Raw genomic sequence first — 19341 nt, 5'->3', positions numbered from 1 at the left:
GATTGTTTGGTAATGAACTATCATCAATAATGGTGGGTTTATCCTTGGGTTTATAACTAGCGATCGCCAACAAAGACCAAATTCTTAATTCTTGTCAAGGTGTTTTTTTAATAAGTAGTGAAACTTCTTCTTGATGCTGATTAAAATACCTATTTAATCCCCCTCTCACTAAAAAATCTGATAAATATTCCTTAAAAGACAATTCATCATAACAATTGTTTAGCTCTGCTTTTAATCGTTCAACCTTCTTCTTAATTGGAGGGTCTTTTCCTGCTTCTGCTTTGGCATACATTTTAGCAAAGTTTCCTTTCATCGCTTGCTGAAATACCTTAATAAAAATCAGATAATTCTTATCTTCTTCACTATTCTCCGCCATAAATATGAATCCTTCTCGATTGTAAAATAATTGGTTAAATTATTCCTCACTCTGAATTAATACTGCTGTCATAGATGGAAATTTACAGATGGATGAAAGTTTCTATGCCATACCAGCACGAACCGCTTCTGCTCCATTCTATAAGAAATCTCCGCTTTCCAGCTTACTATGCTTAAATGGACTCACGGCAAGCTTATCCTTCCAATTTGGACTAGCGGCAAAGTTATGATTCCAAACTGTCAGTTTCATCCAAAATTAGCTGACGCAAGAATGAGGGTTATAATGTTGTTGACGGCAAAGTTATGCTTCCAGTAGCGGCAAAGTTATGGGTAAAGTCACATAATTAGAGTTGAAGTTTATTTAGAGGATGTTTGAAAAGTTTTTAATGTATCAATAAACCCCTCTCCAAACCTCTCCCCGACGCGGGGAGAGGCTTTGAAACCCCCATTCCCTTGTAGGGAAGGGGGGAAGGGGGGTTAGGTTTCGGAGATTGTTGGTTTCATCTAATACTTTTCAAACAACCTCTTAGGGTTTAATCATTAGCGTGGAGTTAACCATATAAACCTAAAACCTTGATAAATCAATGGTTTGATATCTGTTAAAACTGGTACGATAACACTAAAATCACTCAAAAACAGCCCTGTAAAAAAGCATCTGTAACTTATGATGATCATTGAGCGAAAATATGGAATTATCCATCTATCTACACGGATAATTCCATTAATCTGTGAGCCTAAAACCCTTGTTATACCCTACAAGAAATTCTCAGGAATTTGCTTGCTATTTCTTACTTGCCTAAACCATCATATCTGTTTGGGTCTTTTTTCTCTTTTTTGTCCTTGGCATCTTTCTTAGGCTTTTTAGTTTCTTTATTACCTTTTTTTTCCTTAGACATCAGTATTACCCAACTAAGTTTACCCGTTAAAGCTTCCACATTCTGCTATTGGTAAATCAGGGCGTAGCTTACCTGATACCCTTTGAAAACAGCAAGGAAAGCATTAAACATTTACACTACTAACCACCATGATACATTGTTATTTGATTTTGTTATTAATTTAATTAACTATGATACAAAACTTTAGATACCCGGTTACTAGATTTAATTGAGATGCTCACTTCTAGATTCTGTTTTATTCTCTTCATTCATTATATCGGTATAATTGAATTTTATAACTTATCAGGTAATAATTAAATGACTTCATCGGTAGATATTCTCATTCTTTCCAATGGACCAGGAGAAGTTACAACTTGGGTACGTCCTGTTGTCAAAGCATTGAGAGAACAATTAGGACATGATATTTCTCAAGTAAGAATTTCTGTAATATTATCACCTTGTCCCCATGCTAGTGGAAAAGAAGCTGCTATAGCGTTGGGCTACCCAGAGGTTGATAGAGTTCAAGCAGCAGCAGATTTTTGGCAATTTTTACTATGGGGAAAAACCGCAGAAAATTGGGATTGGAGAAATCAAGGTGCAGTGGTATTTTTAGGTGGTGATCAACTTTTTCCCGTTATTATTGGTAAGAAGTTAGGATATAAAACAGTAGTTTACGCCGAATGGTCAGCGCGTTGGCACAATTTTATAGATAAATTTGCAATTATGAAAGTTCAAGTTGCGAAAAATGTTTCTCCTAAATATATAGATAAATTCACTGTTGTTGGTGATTTAATGTTAGAAGCAGCAGAGAATGAAATAACATCTAAAATTGAAAATCCCAAATCCCAAATTAACATTATTGGCATTTTACCAGGTTCAAAAGCAGCAAAATTAACCCAAGGTGTACCTTTAACTTTAGCTATTGCTGAATATATTCACAGTAAATTACCCCAAACAAAGTTTTTTATTCCTGTTGCACCAACTTTAGATCTATCAACTTTAGCTGATTTTGCTAAACCTGAAAATAACCCATTGGCTAAAGCTTTTAACTTTCAAGGTGCTGATTTAATAGGTGATAATTTGGTGACTTCTACAGGTTTAATAGTAGCATTAAAATCAGAAAATCCCGCTTATCATTTATTATCTCAATGTTCTATTTGTTTGACTACAGTTGGTGCAAATACCGCAGAATTAGGTGCATTAGCTGTCCCGATGATTGTCCTATTACCAACTCAACAATTAGATGCTATGCGTTCTTGGGATGGTTTACCAGGAATATTAGCAAATTTACCGGGAGTAGGTTCTAGTTTTGCTAAATTAATTAATTGGTGGATGATAAAAAATAAGGGTTTGTTAGCTTGGCCGAATATTTGGGCGCAAGCAGAAATTGTTCCAGAATTGGTAGGTAAATTGCAACCCGAAACTGTGGGGAAAATGGTTTTAGATTTGTTAGAAAATCCCGAAAAATTAGCAGCTATTCGGGATAAGTTACGCAGTGTTAGGGGTGAAGGTGGGGCTGCGGAAAAGTTGGCAATTTTGGTCAAAAAAGAGTTATTATAGATTTATATAAAACTAACATTTTTTCAAATATGAAAGCACCTGATACCATTATTAAACTTGTTGAACATTTTCACTCTTCGATAGAATTGTATCGTGCAGGGGGAATTAATGAAACACAAACTAGAATTGAATTTATCAATCCTTTCTTTGCTGCTTTAGGGTGGGATATTAATAATGAACGACAAATTTCTGATATTTATAAAGACGTTGTTCATGAAGATTCTTTAAAAATTAGCGACGCAAACAAAGCCAAAGCACCTGATTATAGTTTTTGGGTTGGTGGAGTCAGAAAGTTTTTTGTGGAAGCGAAAAAACCCGCTGTTAATGTTGGTAATAATATGAGTGCAGCCTTTCAAGTCAGACGTTATGGCTGGTCTGCAAAATTACCTTTAAGCATTTTAACAGATTTTGAAGAATTTGCAGTTTATGATTGTCGAATTATGCCAAATAAAAATGATTCTCCATTGATAGCGAGAATCAAACATTTTAATTATACAAAATATGTGGAAAAATGGCAAGAGATTTATGATCTTTTTTCTAAGGAATCTGTCTTAAATGGTTCTTTAGAAAGATTTGCGGAAACTAAAGTTAAAGCTGGGATTACTGTTGATCAAAAATTTCTCCAAGAAATTGAAATTTGGCGAGAAAATTTAGCTGCTAATATTGTTTGGAGAAATCCCCAAATTGAACAAAGAGAGTTAAATTTTGCTGTCCAAATGACGATTAATAGAATTGTCTTTTTACGCATTTGTGAAGATAGAGGAATTGAACCTTATCAACAGTTATATAATTTATTAAAGTTTGAAAATTTTTATCAAGAATTAGGGCGGTTATTTATCAATGCAGATTATCGCTATAATTCGGGTTTATTCCATTTTCAAGGTGAAAAAAGACGAGAAAATCCTGATGATTTTACTTTGAATTTAACTATAGATGATGCTATTTTAACATTAATTATTAGAAAACTCTATCCTCCAGAAAGTCCTTATGAATTTTCTGTGATTCCTGTGGAAATTTTAGGACAAGTGTATGAACAATTTTTAGGTAAAGTCATTCAAATATCTGCAAGTCGTCAAGCAGTTATTGAAGATAAACCGGAAGTAAGAAAAGCTGGAGGTGTTTATTATACTCCTAGTTATATTGTTGATTATATTATTAAACAAACTATTGGTAAGGTTTTAAAAAATAAGAAACCAGATAAAATCCAAGATATAACAATTCTTGATCCTGCTTGTGGTTCGGGTTCTTTTTTAATTGTGGCCTATCAATTTCTCCTAGATTGGTATTTAGAACAATATCTGCAAAATCCCAAGAAATACAAAAATAAATTCTATCAAATTTCAGATCATCAATGGCGTTTAACCGCAAGTGAGAGAAAGCAAATTTTATTAACTCATATTTATGGTGTTGATATTGATCAACAAGCGGTAGAAACAACTAAACTATCTTTGTTATTAAAGGTATTAGAAGGAGAATCAGGAGAAACAATTAGCAGACAATTACAGCTATTTAAGGAAAGGGCTTTACCTGATTTAGATTATAATATTCAGTGTGGTAATACCTTGATAGACGCAGAATTTTATCAACATACTCAATTAAATTTTTTAGACGAAAATACGGCTTATAGAGTTAATATTTTTGACTGGAAATCGGCTTTTTCTGTTATTATGAAACGAGGTGGTTTTGATGTAGTTATTGGTAATCCTCCCTATATTAGAATCCAAGCTTTAAAAGAATGGGCTGCTTTAGAAGTTGAATTTTATAAACAACAGTATGTTTCTGCTAGTAAGGGAAACTATGATATTTATGTTGTCTTTGTGGAAAAGGGATTAGAGCTATTAAGAAAAGATGGCTATTTAGGTTTTATTTTACCCCATAAGTTTTTTAATGCTCAATATGGGGAATCTATCAGAAAATTAATTGCTGAAGGTAAATATCTTCATAAAATAGTGCATTTTGGAGATCAACAAGTGTTTCCAAAAGTTTCAACTTATACTTGTTTGCTTTTCTTGAGAAAATCACAACAATCTGATTTAGAAATGGAAAGAGTTACTGATTTAATAGATTGGAAAAATAATCATAATAGTCAAACAGGAATTATTAATCATTCGTTAGCTTCTGGGTTAGCATGGAATTTTATTTTGGGAGAAGATGCTAATTTATTTGCAAAATTACAACAAATTAAATCTAGACTAGAAGATGTAACAGAAAGGATTTTTCAAGGAATTAAAACCAGTGCTGATAAAATATATATCGTCGAAGAATTATCACGGGAAGATAATTTAATCCAGGTTTTTTCAAAAGAAAAACAAATAGCATACTGGTTAGAATCTAATTTACTACATCCTTTGATTAAAGGTGGTGATAGTAAAAGATATTATTTGTCTAAAACTAATAAGTTGATTATTTTTCCCTATATGCTTAAAAATAATGGTTCAATGGAATTAATTTCTATGAATACCTTTGAAAAAGAATATCCTTTAACCCGGAATTATTTACTAGATAATAAAGATTATTTAGAAAGTAGAGAAAATAGTAAAATGTTAGGAGAAAATTGGTATGGATATAGTAGATTTCAAGCTTTAAATGTCATGGCTTTACCAAAAATATTTACTCCTGATATTGCGACTGGTTCATCATTTACATGGGATAAAACAGGGGAGATATTTTTTACGGGTGGTGTCGCTGGAGGATATGGAATTTTAGTTAAATCTATTTATTCATGGGAATACATTTTAGGATTGTTAAATAGTCAAGTTCTAGAATTTTATCTCAAAAAATCATCTACATCAATGAGAGGTGGTTACTATAGTTTTGAATCTCGGTTTATTCGCAATCTTCCTATTAAAATTATTGATAATTCTCAAATTTCAGAAAAGCAAAAACATGATTTAATTGTTAATTTAGTACAACAAATGCTTTATCTTCATCAACAACTCAATCAAGCAAACACACCCCCAGCCAAAAGAATGATTCAGCAACAAATACAAGCTACTGATAGACAAATCAATCAATTAGTTTATGAACTCTATGAATTAACTGATGCAGAAATAACTATGATTGAAAGTATTCAAAGTACATAAACTTAAATTTACTCTTCCCCTTGTCTGCGTCCTAGTTCATAAACACCAGCACCCATACAAGCAAGTATCCCAATGCTAATTCCCCAACTATTACCTAAACTGATATCTAAAATCCAGTTAGATAAACCACCAAATATTAAAAACGGGAAAATGCTAAATAGTGAAGCATAGAAGGAATTTTGCGCTTCTCTGGCTTTGCGTGTCTTTTCAAATTCTGACTGACTGGTATAAAGGGACTGTTCAGCAAAATTGAACCAGCGATTGAGTTGTGTCGTTACCCATTCTCTAACTTGGGAAAAACTCAAATATAATGCTAAAGCCCATAAACAAGCTCCAGCGATGGCAACTGTATCTAATTCAACGCGAAAAGGCAATATGTCAAACATGGCATGGGTTAACTGATACTTTTAACCGGGACATTCCCCGACATCTGAGATGTCGTGAATATCTAGTACAACATCACCAACTGAGTTAGTGAAGGTGGTATCCTATATGCCTTAGAATTATGTTCTCAGGCTCTTGATTGTCTGTCAACGAGTTCAATACGCAAATTTTCTCTAGAACTACCAAGTTTTCAAAAAGAAAGGTTTATTTTCTTTGTAGCCATTCAAGTCTATTCGGAACCATTATAGTTACTCAAAATATTTATTGACTTTAAATTAACTAACTACAAAACTCTCGTATATATTTAATATAATGAACCTATTGTGAAGAAATGTCAATAGATGTCTGAAGATTTAATGTCCTATTCTTTGCTGGTAACGGTACACCTAATAAACTCAAATTCAGAACATGACCACCCGTAACCAAATAAACAGGTTCACAAATTGTCCCTAACTGTCGAACTAATGCACCCAAGCGATCGCGGAATTTGCGCCCCATAGGATAAGCTGGAACTACACCCCAACCAGTTTCTTCTGCCACAAATATCACCTCAGCCGCAACTAACGGCAGAATTTCCAGGAACTCCCTCACAGTATTTTCCCAAACTAAATCTTCATCTTCGAGAAAATTAGCCACCCAAGTTCCCAAAGAATCAACCAACAGGCAAGTATTAGGCTGAGATTGAGCCAACGCAGCAGTCAGTTCCACAGGTACAGACAGAGTTATCCAATCTTGAGGACGACGTTGTTGATGTTTTTGAATCCGTGCAAGCCATTCCTGATCATCTGGATTTTGTGTAGCCGTGGCGATGTACACTACAGTTTTGCCGGAATTTATCGCCAAATCTTCCGCCCATTCACTTTTACCAGAACGGGCTGCACCAGTCACCAAAATCACTTTACTCATCATTTGATCATATAATATTTAAACAGAAAGAATACACGAGTTAAATCAAGTATCCCCACAATCGCCACCTTTTTGTACTCCTGAATTCTTTCTTGATCAAGACCATAAATTTGAGGATATTCTTATGAAACCAGGGTTAAAACGGATCGAGGCAACATTACATGATTTAGGAACTCGCAATGATGAAGTCACCACAGAAATAGGTGATGAAACCAAACGTTCCTTTTCCTTTCGCATTAGTATCCGTCCCCAGGAATCTAGAGAAAATTCCCCAACTACCGCCCAAACCAATAATAACTTAGAAGCAGATCCAGTTAATCATAAAATTCCAGAGGCAAATTTATTTCCCCACCATGATTCTGTCCCAGCTTTTCCAGCCCAAGACAATGGAGAAAAAACGCCAACTCTGCCTAAATTTAAAACTCCATCATTCAGCAATCATCGTCACGGCGCTAACCCAGCCCTGGCGATGAATATGCTCCAAGAAATCCAAGAAAAAGTTGCTAGTTGGCAAATAGAATTACAAAGAATAGTCCAAAATATTCAAGATATTTACTTAGAAGGTCCAATTATTAATGGCTGGTTGGAATCCAATGCCCAAGAGCCAGAAACAGTAGGAACAGCAGCATTACGCCATGCAGAAGTAGAGCGTCTCATGGACTATGTAGAAGAAATTTGTGCTAATGGTGAAAAAGAATCTCATAAACCACTACATACTGACTACCGACTATGTGGAGTAGATAAAGCCGGTCAGGTCTGGTCTCGTCCCTGTCCAGTTGAACAAGTTCCTAGTGTTAGTATAGCGATCGCTCGTCACCAAAGATTAAGGCAACTCTTAGGACGCAAACAAGACCTAGAAAATCGCTTGAGTCAATTAGCGGAAACCTTGGTGATGTTACATAGTCATATTCAACAAAATTAAAACAATTACTTGCAGATTGAAATATTTTCTCACTGAATCCAAAATACAGTAGACATCTCCGAAAAAAATCGTAGAGACGTTCCATGGAACGTCTCTACAAGGGCAGAAACGATAAAGGCCGAGGTGGTGCTGCGAGAAAATGGCAACTAAAAAAACAAAGACAGATGCTCAGACAGAAACTCAAAGAAAATCAAAAGTCAAATGATCATCACAACGATAAACAGGGGGAAAGTTCAACTTCCCCCTATTTTTTGGCCTTTTTTTCCCAACAGATTTATTGCCCATTGCAATCAATAAATTTCACATCTTACTATTATTAGTATCTTTAGGCAATCAATTAAAGAAACTGGATTTGCGATTAAATTTCTGAACTTAATTGCATGGTGATAAAATCAGGATTAGTCAGATCATCAGGGAGAAAAGAAGACTCTGTGGGAAAAGAATCAATAGGTAATTTAGTTTCCGTACTAGCAGCGCGAACAGCTTTTAAATAACAATCAGAAAATAGTTCTAAATAATAAGGTTTGAGACTAGGACTATCCTCCAATAAAGATTCAATTTGATAAAACTGTTCCCAAATTGTACTTACCCAACTAGAAGAACGTTTTTCAGATTGATATTGGTACTTGAGTAAGTGCATGAGTAAAACTATGAGTCGGTTTTTAAGTTCACGTCTTTTCTCTTTCCCCATGTCCTCTATTTCTGCAATCAAATGCTCAAAATCAACGTGATCTAATTGATGATTACGCAATAACTTAGCTGTCGTTTCTAGCCACGAACAATAATCCTGCTCATAAAGATAACTACTCAAGGATGTAGATTGTAAATTGGTAGTCATAACAGATAGCCTTATTTATGCCATTACTTAAGTCTATCACATTAATTAATAAAACCAGGAAACATTAACGTTACCTGGTTTATTGTTGTAGGGACATAGCAATGCTATGCCCTAATTCTCATACTGCCAAATTAAACTTTAGCAGCCGCTCTCATTGCTAATTCGCCTTTAGCATACTTAGCAGCATAATCTTCTAAAGAAACTTGCTTAATCTTGCTTGCGTTACCAGCAGTACCAAATTGTACATAACGGTCAGCACAAACCTTTTGCATATATTTAATAGAAGGCTTGAGGAAGTGACGAGGATCAAATTCCTTGGGATTGGAAGCCAAAGCTTCACGCACAGCCGCAGTAATAGCCAAACGGTTATCGGTGTCAATATTTACCTTACGCACACCACTCTTGATACCTTTTTGGATTTCTTCCACAGGTACACCGTAGGTTTCAGGAATAGCGCCACCATATTGGTTAATGAGTGCCAATAAATCTTCAGGTACAGAAGAAGAACCGTGCATAACCAAGTGGGTGTTAGGTAAACGGCGGTGAATTTCTTCAATGCGGCTAATAGCCAAGATTTCACCTGTAGGCTTACGAGTAAACTTGTAAGCACCGTGACTTGTGCCGATAGCAACAGCTAAAGCATCTACTTGAGTTGCTTCTACGAAGTCAACAGCTTCATCAGGGTCAGTTAATAGTTGAGAATGGTCAAGAGTCCCTTCAAAACCATGACCATCTTCAGCTTCACCCGCGCCGGTTTCTAGAGAACCCAAACAACCCAATTCACCCTCAACACTGACACCCAAAGAGTGAGCAACGTTGACAACTTCGCTGGTAACTCTCACGTTATATTCAAAGCTGGCAGGGGTTTTAGCGTCAGCTTCCAAAGAACCATCCATCATGACGCTGGTGAAGTTGTTCTTGATAGCTGAATAGCAGGTAGAAGGAGCATTACCATGATCTTGGTGCATGACAATGGGAATCTCAGGATAGGTTTCTACCGCAGCCAAAATCAGGTGACGGAGGAAGTTTTCTCCGGCATAATTACGAGCGCCGCGAGAAGCTTGTAAGATTACGGGGCTATCTGTTTCCACCGCAGCCTTCATGATTGCTTGAATCTGCTCTAAGTTGTTGACGTTAAAAGCGGGGATACCATAACCGTGTTCAGCAGCGTGATCCAAAAGCAACCGCATTGGTACGAGAGCCATATATATTCCTCCTAATTTGGGTATTTAGCTAGTCAGTTTAATAGAAGCGTAATCTTTATTTTAATGTAATTTTTACGCTAATCTTAATGTTTTTTTCAACTTACAGAAAATTATATCTAGTAGTGGGTGCTTTTGTTGAGAAAATTTATAGGCTGATATTCTCCAGCTATGTAATCTTTTTGTAAAGCTAGAAACTAAGTGTTAGCCTGTGCATTTACCGGGCGATCGCAATTTGCAGTTCAAACGTATACAACAAACCAGTCATTTAAAGTTTCTTGTCAATGCGTAACTCCTAGTCTTAATTAATCAGTAATAAATCGTTAATTGGCTTTATATTTAACATAGCCACTATAGCCAGTTTTGACTACAGTGGATATATAGACAATTCTTATATTTTATTGGCTAAATGGTAATAAAATGCTATGTAGCCACTAATGCTATTTTGGAAATTAGTGGCTATAGTGGCTATATAGGAAAATACTTAGAGACTTCCAAATAAAAAAATACTCAACAACCTAATGCAAAAATCTCTCAAACCCTTATTCCTCTGTGTCCTCTGCGCCTCTGTGGTTCGTTAATCAGGATAATTTATTTCTTGGAAGTCCCTTATGGATAAAAACAACGAGAAAGTCAATAAAACAGATATGGTACAAGTCCGCGTTAGCTTACCAGAAGATTACCGTAGGCTGTTTAAGGCATATTGCACCGAACAAAATACGGATATGAGTAAGCGTATAACTGAGTTAGTTGAAACTGAATTAAAAACAGCAGGGAAAATTTAGCGATCGCCAACCTTAAATGACTAGACCAGGATATACAGAAGCTTTTCTCAGAGGGAGAAAGGCGTTAAGACGGGGTAAATGTCCTAGTGAGCAAGACATTGAGCATATTTACCAGCAAGGTTGGGAAACTCACTTGGGGGAAACTGAGAAGGGGATCACCTATTGATCCCTAGCATAGTATATATCCCACATTCTCCACCCTCAACTGTTAGGTGACAGTTCTCAAAGCATTTCACTGTCTAACTTTTAGCTTAAACAGTAGAGCTTTTGTTAAGAAACTTTATCGGCTGATATTCTTAGACTAAATAATGTTCTTGTGTATTTAATAACTCAATATTTTAAATAAAGGTAGCGCCTCCGTGCCTACCCCGGTATTAGGGGCAACCACAGGGGGTTTGCCCCTACTGGCGATCGCATCTATGATTCAATAATTACCCATAATCTTCTGACCTGATTTTACTTTGTTTCATTAACTAGCCGTAAGACACTTTTATACAAGGGTTCAGTAACCCAAAATCCTGCTTTATTAATAAGATCATCTAACAGAGGTTTAACAGTAGAAATGAAACCTTGACTTTTGGCTTCTACTAAAACTCCTAAAATTCCGGTATAATGGAGATTAAGTCTAGCAGCAATCATGCGGCCACGACGTTCATCAATTAAAACTTGTTCTGCTTTCATTTCTAAGGCTAAAACTATAGCCTCTGCTTCTCCAGGATCAAGTTCACTGCTAAGTGCTTTAAGCATCGTCCGATCTTCAACTGCACGGATTTGAATCCAAGTAAAAGTTTGTACTTCCTTTGCACCCGCTACGGGAAAATCAGGATCGGTTAATTCTTGATAAACGGCTTCAGGAATTAGAACTGTTCCGTAAAGCTGTTGTAATAAGTGAAGCTGGTTAATAGCTGCAAGATTATTAATGGGTGAAGTATCGCTGACAACAATCACAGTCTACCCATCTCCCGCAAATTCTTGATATCCTGTTCAAAATCCTCTACTCCGTAATGAATAGGGATTTGATAACTTGCAAGTAAATGTTGAAATGCTATACGATTCATACCAGCAAAGCGACTAGCTTGAGCAAGAGTTAACTTTTCTTTTTGAAACAGCATAATCGCAATTTCTCGTTTCATTTCCTCTTCATTCATGCGAGTTGTGGTTAGTATTTCATTAGGAATAACTACACTCATATTTATCATCCTCTGAACCATTATTATTATAATTCATTGCAATCATTATAGCGGTATGCACTCGAATGAGATACAGTCATAAGCACTCCAGTGGGTATTATTTGGAGTTGATAGCTAAAAAACGAGATGAGTTACTTTCGGTTGTTGAACCTCAAGGTGATGTAGGAAAGCAGTTGAGTTTGTTTTGAGTGGGGGATTATACTAATGATTAGGGATCGTCTATGGGATTTGAGGGGGCGATCGCCTATAATTTTTGTATCTATACCTCTTACTCTTACTTATTTTTCCTTTTTTTCCTTTCAATGTAATCAGAACATCTATCACTACAGAAACCACAGTTATCTTGAGGGCAGATGAGACGACCACAACCGGGGCAATTTTGCTCTCTACCAATTACTAATGGTCTAAATCCGCATTTTCCCATCCCATCTACCCATCCACCACAATAAGCTAAAATTGTTGTCAGGATACGTTCGGATTCTGTACGTTTACCTTGCAGTAATCCTTGACCAGAGAATTTAAATATTTTGAATTCATCTAGTCTAGATGCTTGACGATTGTCCCAAAGAGTTTGTAAAGTATCACAAAAATCTTCGATAATATTTAAAGGATCGTATAATTTTAGTGGCTTAATTTGCTTTTCACTTAGATAGAAAACTTCTAAATATCTTTTAGGACTATAATCACCTCCACGGTAAGAAAGCATTGATAAAAAATGCCTCAATATAGACAGGAATAAATATGGCAAAGTAATTCGTTCTATAGGAAGATTAATCAAAAAATTGATGAAATTGACCTGCCACTGGGGTAAATTATTAACCCAATTTTGAGGTAATGGACGTTTTGCAGCTACAAATAAAGGTATAGAATTTTGAGCAACAACTGATATATCTTCCCAACTAGGTATATCCTGGTCGCTTAACTTTTGCAATTCTATTAAAATTTCACACTGTTGTTTATAATAACGCTGATCATAATCAAATAGCCAAGGTGGTAAGTATTTATTAGTATCAGACTCTCTAGGCATATTTATACTAATGAATCGGTCACTAAAGATTGTTTCTAGTTCACTCAGCTTTGCTTTATCAAAAGCACCTAGTACTTGAGGATTCTTAACATGAAATTTAGGGTTTTCTCTTCCCTGCATATATTTTTTTTGAAGGTACGGTGATAAAACACCAACGATTTTGACATCATTACCACGAGATTCTTTGAATTGGGGAACACAAAATTCTGAGTAAGAATTGGAATTAACACTTTTTCTACTGTTTTTTACATCAAGTAAATATTGAGAATCTAATCTAATATCCCCCAATGTCCAGGTTTTGCTTTTTTGAGTAACTTGATGAATTGAAATATCTTCTACCTGATAACCTAAAGCTTGATAAAAACGAATTACTAACTTCTCAGCCCCACGCGCTGAAATCATTTGTGCTGCTTTATTATCATTAAAATTTACATCAGCATCCCATTCCCTTATTAACGAATTATCTGATTGGTTGAACTGATATAATTCACGCCAATTATGAGTAATATATTCCTCGTAAGGATAATTGCTATCTTCAAAGCGAGAGATAATATCAAAAAAAGTTTTAACACGCTGTTGAACAATTTCTTGTTTCTTTCCTGTTGGCGCAATATGCCAGAGAAAATTTTTATAAGCTAAATTATTTTGCAAATATTTAACTTGCTGCCAATATATATTACGTTCTCTTTCTTTTGCTTGTTCTACTCTTTCAATTAATTCATTTACTATCTCATTGAATAAGTCATCATCTACGCTATCAAGATACTGATTAATAAAGATACCGTAACTATTGTAATCGTATTCTGTAAGTTTTAAATAAGAGCGTAACTTAGAAGAAGCCAAGATAACTTTTGGTGCATTTTTAATAAGTTGATTAATCAATTCATCTTGCTCTTTTTGATTAAACTGGTTAAGATGTTCAAGAACCACATTTTCAGCAACATCTTCTGTGCTAGATAATGTATATGTAACAATTATTGGAATTTTTCTTTCTGTTGGTGCAATATGCCAGATAAAATTTTTATAAGCTAAGTTATCTTGTAGATATTGAACTTGCTGCCAATATATATTACGTTCTTTTTCTTCTACTTGTTCTACTCTTTCAATTAATTCATTTACTATCTCATTGAATAAGTCATCATCTACGCTATCAAGATACTGATTAATAAGGATACCATAACTATTGTAATCGTATTCTGTAAGTTTTAAATAAGAGCGTAACTTAGAAGAAGCCAAGATAACTGTTGGTGCATTTTTAATAAGTTGATTAATCAGTTCATCTTGCTCTTTTTGATTAAACTGGTTAAGATGTTCAAGAACCACATTTTCAGCAACATCTTCTGTGCTAAATAATGTATATGTAACAATTATTGGAATTTTTCTTTCTGTTGGTGCAATATGCCAGATAAAATTTTTATAAGCTAAGTTATCTTGTAGATATTGAACTTGCTGCCAATATATATTACGTTCTTTTTCTTCTGCTTGTTCTACTCTTTCAATTAGTTCATTTATTATCTCGTTGAATAATTCATCATCTACAATATGAAGGTACTTATTGATAAAAATGCCGTAATTATTGTCTGTTATTTGGAATTTGAAATAGTATTCTGTAAATTTTAAATAAGAACGTAACTTAGAAGAAGCCAAGATAACTTTTGGTGCATTTCTGATGAGTTCATTAATCAACTTATCTTGCTCTTGTTGATTAAACTGGTTAAGATGTTCAAGAACCACTTTCTCAGCAACATCTTTTGCTATAGATGATGTGTATTCAGCAATTATTGGAATTTTTCTTTCTGCTGGTGCAATATGCCAGAGGAAATTTTTATAAGCTAAGTTATCTTGTAAATATTGAACCTCTTGCCAATATATATTAAGTGCATTTTCTTCCGCTTGCTCTACTTTCTTAATTAGTTCATCTATCAATTCTTTTCTTAAATGTTCTTCTACTAGATTAATCTGTCTATTTATGAATTCAATATAACTATTTGGACTAGAAGAATCAAATTTTAAGTACGAACGCAATGTCGCAGAAATAATTAGAAGATTTGGCAGTTTTTCGGCGATTTCCTTAATGATAAAATCTTGTTGATTTTCATTTAAATCTTTGAGTTTATTAATAACGAAAGTTTCGGCTATCTCCAAGGGCAAAGATAATAAATATTCAATAATAAATTTTTTAAACAGTGGAAATATATTACTATTAGCATACTTCTCAACTATTCTTTCATCATTATCAACTTCTCGTACATCATTAATTGTCCTTAATAGGAATGGTGCTAGTTTATATTTTATTTCTTCGTCCTCTCCGAATATTTCAGCCATTTCCATAGCTTCCCTATCCTTAGTTTCCTTAATACTGAAAGCAACAAGGCTTTCGCTTTCGTAGTGAGTCTTACTTCTGAAATTAATTTTACAATTATCGTTATAGGTAATCTGCCATGCACCCCCAAATTGATATCTCTTAACAACACCAATAAAGGTTGGTACTTTCAGGTTGATTACTCGATTACGCTTTGCATCAATATCAAATTGAACGTATACGCCCCTTCCTTTATTACCCTCTATAATTTCTTGTACATCTAATGGAACATCATCTCGATCAACACGAATATCTCCTGTATTTTCTTCCCCCAAAGGAGCAATAAAACCAAAATTATTGACTTTATTTTTTTGATTATTAAACCCACCAAACCAAACAATTTTACCTAGCATCATTTTTTTTGTCCTTGCGTATTAGAGGATGTTTGAAAAGTGGTATTCCGTAATTTTCATCACATTGCTACCCCCCTTAGTCCCCCCTTGTAAAGGGGGGAAACAATAAAAATCCAGTTCCCTCCCCTTTACAAGGGGAGGGTTAGGGTGGGGTAAAAAATATTTGATACATCAACCATAACTTTTCAAACACCCTCTTAGATGTCAAAATGAAAATGCGATATCCCAACTTGCAGACGTGAAAAATCCCAAACGCTTGTATTAACCCAAGTTGCTAGTTATAATAAGCCTTCTAGATCCCCCTAAGTCCCCCTTAAAAAGGGGGACTTTGATTAATTTCCCCCCTTTCTAAGCTACGGTGTACACACAAGTCCTATCTATCTTAGTTTTGTGCCTATTTCGCCCCCTAAATCTCCCAAGTTTGGGGGACTTTCAAATTCTTGTTCCCCCAGAATTGGGGGTTAGGGGGCGGTTCTTATACCTCATAATACCGAGAAGTGCTGTAAATCATAAAAACAATATAGGGTAGGCAATGCCCACCCTACAGGATTATTCCATTACCTGTGCAGATTTCTGTTTATCCAACTTGAGCATCAACACACCCAAAGGAGGTAAACATAAATCCAAGGAATAAGGACGATTATGCAAAGACCAATCATCAGTCCACTTACCACCTAAATTGCCCATATTACTACCGCCATACTGACGCGCATCACTATTGAACAACTCAGTGTAGAAACCCTTTTCTGGCACACCAATACGATAATGAGAATGGGGTTGAGGTGTAAAATTACAAACCACAATCATAAAATCGTCAGAATTTTTGTCACGACGGACAAAAGAAACCACACTATGGCGGTTATCAGTACAATCAATCCACTCAAACCCTGCTTGGTCAAAATCTTGAGTGTATAAAGCAGGTTCAGAACGGTAAAAATGGTTAAGAGACTGGAAAAAATCCTTTAACTGTCGGTGTGGTTCAAACTGTAATAGATGCCATTCCAAATCAGCCCAAGCATTCCACTCACTCCACTGACCAAATTCCATGCTCATAAACATGGTTTTCTTGCCGGGGTGAGCGAACATATAAGCGAACAGACAGCGGATATTAGCTAACTTCTGCCATTCATCACCGGGCATCTTGCCGATGATATTACTCTTACCATGGACGATTTCATCATGGGAGAGAGCTAACATGAAGTTCTCGCTGTGGTTATACCACATACTAAAGGTAATATTGTTTTGATGGAACTGGCGAAACCAGGGGTCCATGCTGAAGTAATCCAGCATATCGTGCATCCAGCCCATATTCCACTTTAAGTTAAAGCCCAATCCGCCCGTATAGGTAGGCCAAGATACCATTGGCCAAGATGTGGACTCCTCCGCAATGGAAAGCACACCAGGATAATAACTAAATAACAAGCTATTAACTTGACGTAAAAAATCAGCAGCTTCTAAATTTTCTCGACCACCGTATTCGTTAGGCAACCATTCTCCTGGTTCTCGGCAATAATCAAGGTAGAGCATGGAAGCAACCGCATCAACCCGAATTCCGTCAATGTGGTATTTATCAAACCAGAACAGGGCATTAGCCACCAAGAAATTACGGACTTCATGGCGATTGTAGTTAAATACTAAAGTCCCCCATTCCTTATGTTCACCTTTGCGGGAATCAGAATGTTCATACAAGTGACTACCATCAAAGAAAGCTAAACCATGTCCATCTTTGGGGAAGTGGCCAGGAACCCAGTCTACAATGACACCAATACCATTGTTATGGCATTCGTCCACAAAGTACATGAAGTCTTCGGGTGTACCAAAACGGGAAGTAGGCGCAAAATAACCGGTTACTTGATAACCCCAAGAACCATCAAAGGGATGCTCGGCAATTGGGAGGAGTTCTAAATGGGTATATCCTAATTTCTTAACGTAGGGAATGAGTTTATCTGCTAGTTCCCGATAAGTCAGAAACCGAGCGCCGGGTTTTAGTTCAGAAACGACAACTACAGCTTCAGTTTCCCCATTGGGTAATTTGGCAGGTTCAGCACTAGCAGCGTGTAACCAAGAACCTAAATGGACTTCGTAAACGGAAATGGGTTGACTCAAGGGGTCACTGTGTCGCCGCTTTTCCAGCCAGTCTTCGTCTTTCCAGGTGTAGGAATTTAAGTCAGTGACAATAGATGCGGTTTTTGGCCGGGGTTCTTGCTGGAAACCGTAGGGATCGGATTTTTCGTAAATATGCCCTTCAAAATTTTTGATTTCGTATTTGTAATGTTCTCCTACACCGATTTCGGGAATAAATAATTCCCAAATGCCTGTGTGTCCTTTCCGCATCTGGTGTTTGCGTCCATCCCACAGGTTAAAATCTCCCAATAAGGAAACGTTGCGGGCATTGGGGGCCCAAACGGCAAAATAAACGCCTTTGACACCATCTACTTCTGTGGTGTGCGCTCCCAATTTCTCGTAAATGCGGTGATGGTTGCCTTCACTAAATAAATGTAGATCAAATTCTGTTAAGTGGGCAGAACGGAAAGCGTAGGGATCATTAACCACTCGCTCATGTTCCCCTTCTTTAATGCGTAACTGATAATTTTTTAGTTCTGGGGTTTCAATGGTGCATTCAAAAAAGTGTGGATTATGCACTGTATCCATGGGGTATTCTTTCCGTTCTTCTGGAACTACTACCCACGCAGCGCTGGCATTTGGGAGATAGGCTCGCACAGCCCAGACAGTTTTACCATTTTGCTCGATGAGATGAGAACCCAGAATTTCAAAGGGATCGTGATGTTGATTGCCAACAATGCGATTAACCTGTTCAGGGGCGACCGTGGTTGTGGACATGAAGCTACCTATGTGATATATGGTGATTAACTAAATCTACTTTTTAACTATTCATATTCTTGCATCTTTGTCGCCACTGTCAGTTGTCAGTTGTCAGTTGTTAGTTGTCAGTTGTCAGAAAGAAATTTCTCCCCAACCTCCCCAACCTCCCCAACCTCCCCAACCTCCCCAACCTCCCCAACCTCCCCAACCTCCCCAACCTCCCCAACCTCCCCAACCTCCCCAACCTCCCCAACCTCTCCAACCTCCCCAACCTCCCCAACCTCCCCAACCTCCCCAACCTCCCCCACCTCCCCTACCTCCTATTCCCTGATTAAATACTTAAAAATGGGAAAAGTTGTAATAATGTTTTGCGTAGTTGCAGCAAAAATACTTTATCGCGGATACCGGAGGCTAAACGTGGTGGTGGACTTATTTGGATTTGTGCTTGCAATTCGGCATATTCTGCGGGCGTGAGGATTCTGCCATCAATGGGCGATCGCACTGTTAGAATAATCTCTGTCCGCAATATCTCTTCTGGTATATCTTCTTGTGGTGGTAATGCCATCACTGCTTTACCACTATGACCCACTAATACGATTAAAATGCTAGTGGTCACGCTCAAAATAAGCAGCAGTATGCGTTTCATCAATTTCTCT

Annotated in this window: 17 protein-coding genes; 6 read left to right on the top strand and 11 right to left on the bottom strand. The window is 36.4% G+C overall.

All coding sequences use genetic code 11. The features are described 5' to 3' along the window. Window positions 1–94: 94 nt before the first annotated feature. Both HGD76_RS24845 and HGD76_RS08835 read right to left on the bottom strand, forming a co-directional pair. The gene (locus HGD76_RS24845) at window positions 95–376 is read right to left on the bottom strand and encodes a hypothetical protein (protein WP_210967749.1); all 282 of its coding nucleotides are present in this window, start codon (window positions 374–376) and stop codon (window positions 95–97) included. A 787-nt stretch (window positions 377–1163) separates the two neighbouring features. Further along, complete coding sequence (locus tag HGD76_RS08835; RefSeq protein ID WP_158310534.1) at window positions 1164–1310, bottom strand: hypothetical protein; 147 nt, start codon at window positions 1308–1310, stop codon at window positions 1164–1166. Between the two features lie 258 nt (window positions 1311–1568). Between HGD76_RS08835 and HGD76_RS08830 the strand changes: the two genes are divergently transcribed. Continuing rightward, on the top strand, window positions 1569–2810 hold the full coding sequence (locus HGD76_RS08830) for a glycosyltransferase family protein (RefSeq protein WP_168695562.1): 1242 nt from the start codon (window positions 1569–1571) through the stop codon (window positions 2808–2810). 29 nt (window positions 2811–2839) lie between these two features. Continuing rightward, on the top strand, window positions 2840–5893 hold the full coding sequence (locus tag HGD76_RS08825; RefSeq protein ID WP_168695561.1) for an Eco57I restriction-modification methylase domain-containing protein: 3054 nt from the start codon (window positions 2840–2842) through the stop codon (window positions 5891–5893). 8 nt (window positions 5894–5901) lie between these two features. On the opposite strand, the gene HGD76_RS08820 is transcribed toward HGD76_RS08825, so the two are convergent. Further along, on the bottom strand, window positions 5902–6279 hold the full coding sequence (locus HGD76_RS08820; protein ID WP_015080556.1) for a hypothetical protein: 378 nt from the start codon (window positions 6277–6279) through the stop codon (window positions 5902–5904). A 316-nt stretch (window positions 6280–6595) separates the two neighbouring features. Next, window positions 6596–7183, bottom strand: coding sequence for a bifunctional adenosylcobinamide kinase/adenosylcobinamide-phosphate guanylyltransferase (gene cobU / locus HGD76_RS08815; protein ID WP_168632456.1), 588 nt, complete (start codon window positions 7181–7183; stop codon window positions 6596–6598). A 124-nt stretch (window positions 7184–7307) separates the two neighbouring features. Here cobU and HGD76_RS08810 point away from each other — a divergent pair, with 124 nt between their 5' ends. Then, on the top strand, window positions 7308–8105 hold the full coding sequence (locus tag HGD76_RS08810; RefSeq protein ID WP_148764042.1) for a hypothetical protein: 798 nt from the start codon (window positions 7308–7310) through the stop codon (window positions 8103–8105). A gap of 358 nt (window positions 8106–8463) precedes the next feature. Here HGD76_RS08810 and HGD76_RS08805 read toward each other — a convergent pair whose 3' ends face one another. Together HGD76_RS08805 and fba are read right to left on the bottom strand one after the other, a co-directional pair. Continuing rightward, window positions 8464–8943 (bottom strand): DUF29 domain-containing protein, encoded by a 480-nt coding sequence (locus tag HGD76_RS08805; protein WP_168695560.1) that lies wholly within the window; start codon window positions 8941–8943, stop codon window positions 8464–8466. 131 nt (window positions 8944–9074) lie between these two features. Further along, window positions 9075–10148 carry a class II fructose-bisphosphate aldolase gene (gene fba, locus HGD76_RS08800; RefSeq protein ID WP_148764048.1) on the bottom strand — a complete coding sequence of 358 codons (1074 nt, stop codon included), beginning with the start codon at window positions 10146–10148 and terminating at the stop codon, window positions 9075–9077. Window positions 10149–10756: 608 nt separating this feature from the next. On the opposite strand from fba, the gene HGD76_RS08795 reads away from it, so the two are divergent. Both HGD76_RS08795 and HGD76_RS08790 read left to right on the top strand, forming a co-directional pair. Further along, on the top strand, window positions 10757–10930 hold the full coding sequence (locus HGD76_RS08795; protein ID WP_168695559.1) for a copy number control protein: 174 nt from the start codon (window positions 10757–10759) through the stop codon (window positions 10928–10930). A 16-nt stretch (window positions 10931–10946) separates the two neighbouring features. Then, a complete protein-coding gene (locus tag HGD76_RS08790; RefSeq protein WP_168695558.1) occupies window positions 10947–11096 on the top strand; it encodes a hypothetical protein in 150 nt (49 codons plus the stop codon). Window positions 11097–11386: 290 nt separating this feature from the next. On the opposite strand, the gene HGD76_RS08785 is transcribed toward HGD76_RS08790, so the two are convergent. From HGD76_RS08785 to glgB, 4 genes are all read right to left on the bottom strand, one after another. After that, complete coding sequence (locus HGD76_RS08785; RefSeq protein WP_168695557.1) at window positions 11387–11878, bottom strand: PIN domain-containing protein; 492 nt, start codon at window positions 11876–11878, stop codon at window positions 11387–11389. After that, window positions 11875–12120, bottom strand: a complete 246-nt coding sequence (locus tag HGD76_RS08780; RefSeq protein WP_053540774.1) for a UPF0175 family protein — start codon at window positions 12118–12120, stop codon at window positions 11875–11877. Before HGD76_RS08780 ends, HGD76_RS08785 begins: the two co-directional genes overlap by 4 nt. A gap of 274 nt (window positions 12121–12394) precedes the next feature. Further along, on the bottom strand, window positions 12395–15865 hold the full coding sequence (locus tag HGD76_RS08775) for a preprotein translocase subunit SecA (RefSeq protein WP_168695556.1): 3471 nt from the start codon (window positions 15863–15865) through the stop codon (window positions 12395–12397). 546 nt (window positions 15866–16411) lie between these two features. Further along, window positions 16412–18703, bottom strand: coding sequence for a 1,4-alpha-glucan branching enzyme (glgB, locus tag HGD76_RS08770; RefSeq protein WP_168695555.1), 2292 nt, complete (start codon window positions 18701–18703; stop codon window positions 16412–16414). Window positions 18704–18800: 97 nt separating this feature from the next. On the opposite strand from glgB, the gene HGD76_RS25275 reads away from it, so the two are divergent. Beyond that, the gene (locus tag HGD76_RS25275; protein WP_233467124.1) at window positions 18801–19016 is read left to right on the top strand and encodes a hypothetical protein; all 216 of its coding nucleotides are present in this window, start codon (window positions 18801–18803) and stop codon (window positions 19014–19016) included. Here HGD76_RS25275 and HGD76_RS08760 read toward each other — a convergent pair whose 3' ends face one another. After that, window positions 19017–19331, bottom strand: a complete 315-nt coding sequence (locus HGD76_RS08760) for a hypothetical protein (RefSeq protein WP_168695554.1) — start codon at window positions 19329–19331, stop codon at window positions 19017–19019. Window positions 19332–19341 lie beyond the last annotated feature (10 nt).

Source organism: Dolichospermum flos-aquae CCAP 1403/13F (assembly GCF_012516395.1).
Lineage (GTDB): Bacteria > Cyanobacteriota > Cyanobacteriia > Cyanobacteriales > Nostocaceae > Dolichospermum > Dolichospermum lemmermannii.
Note: the sequence above shows the minus strand (reverse complement) of the source record. Positions and strands in the feature narration are given on the sequence as shown.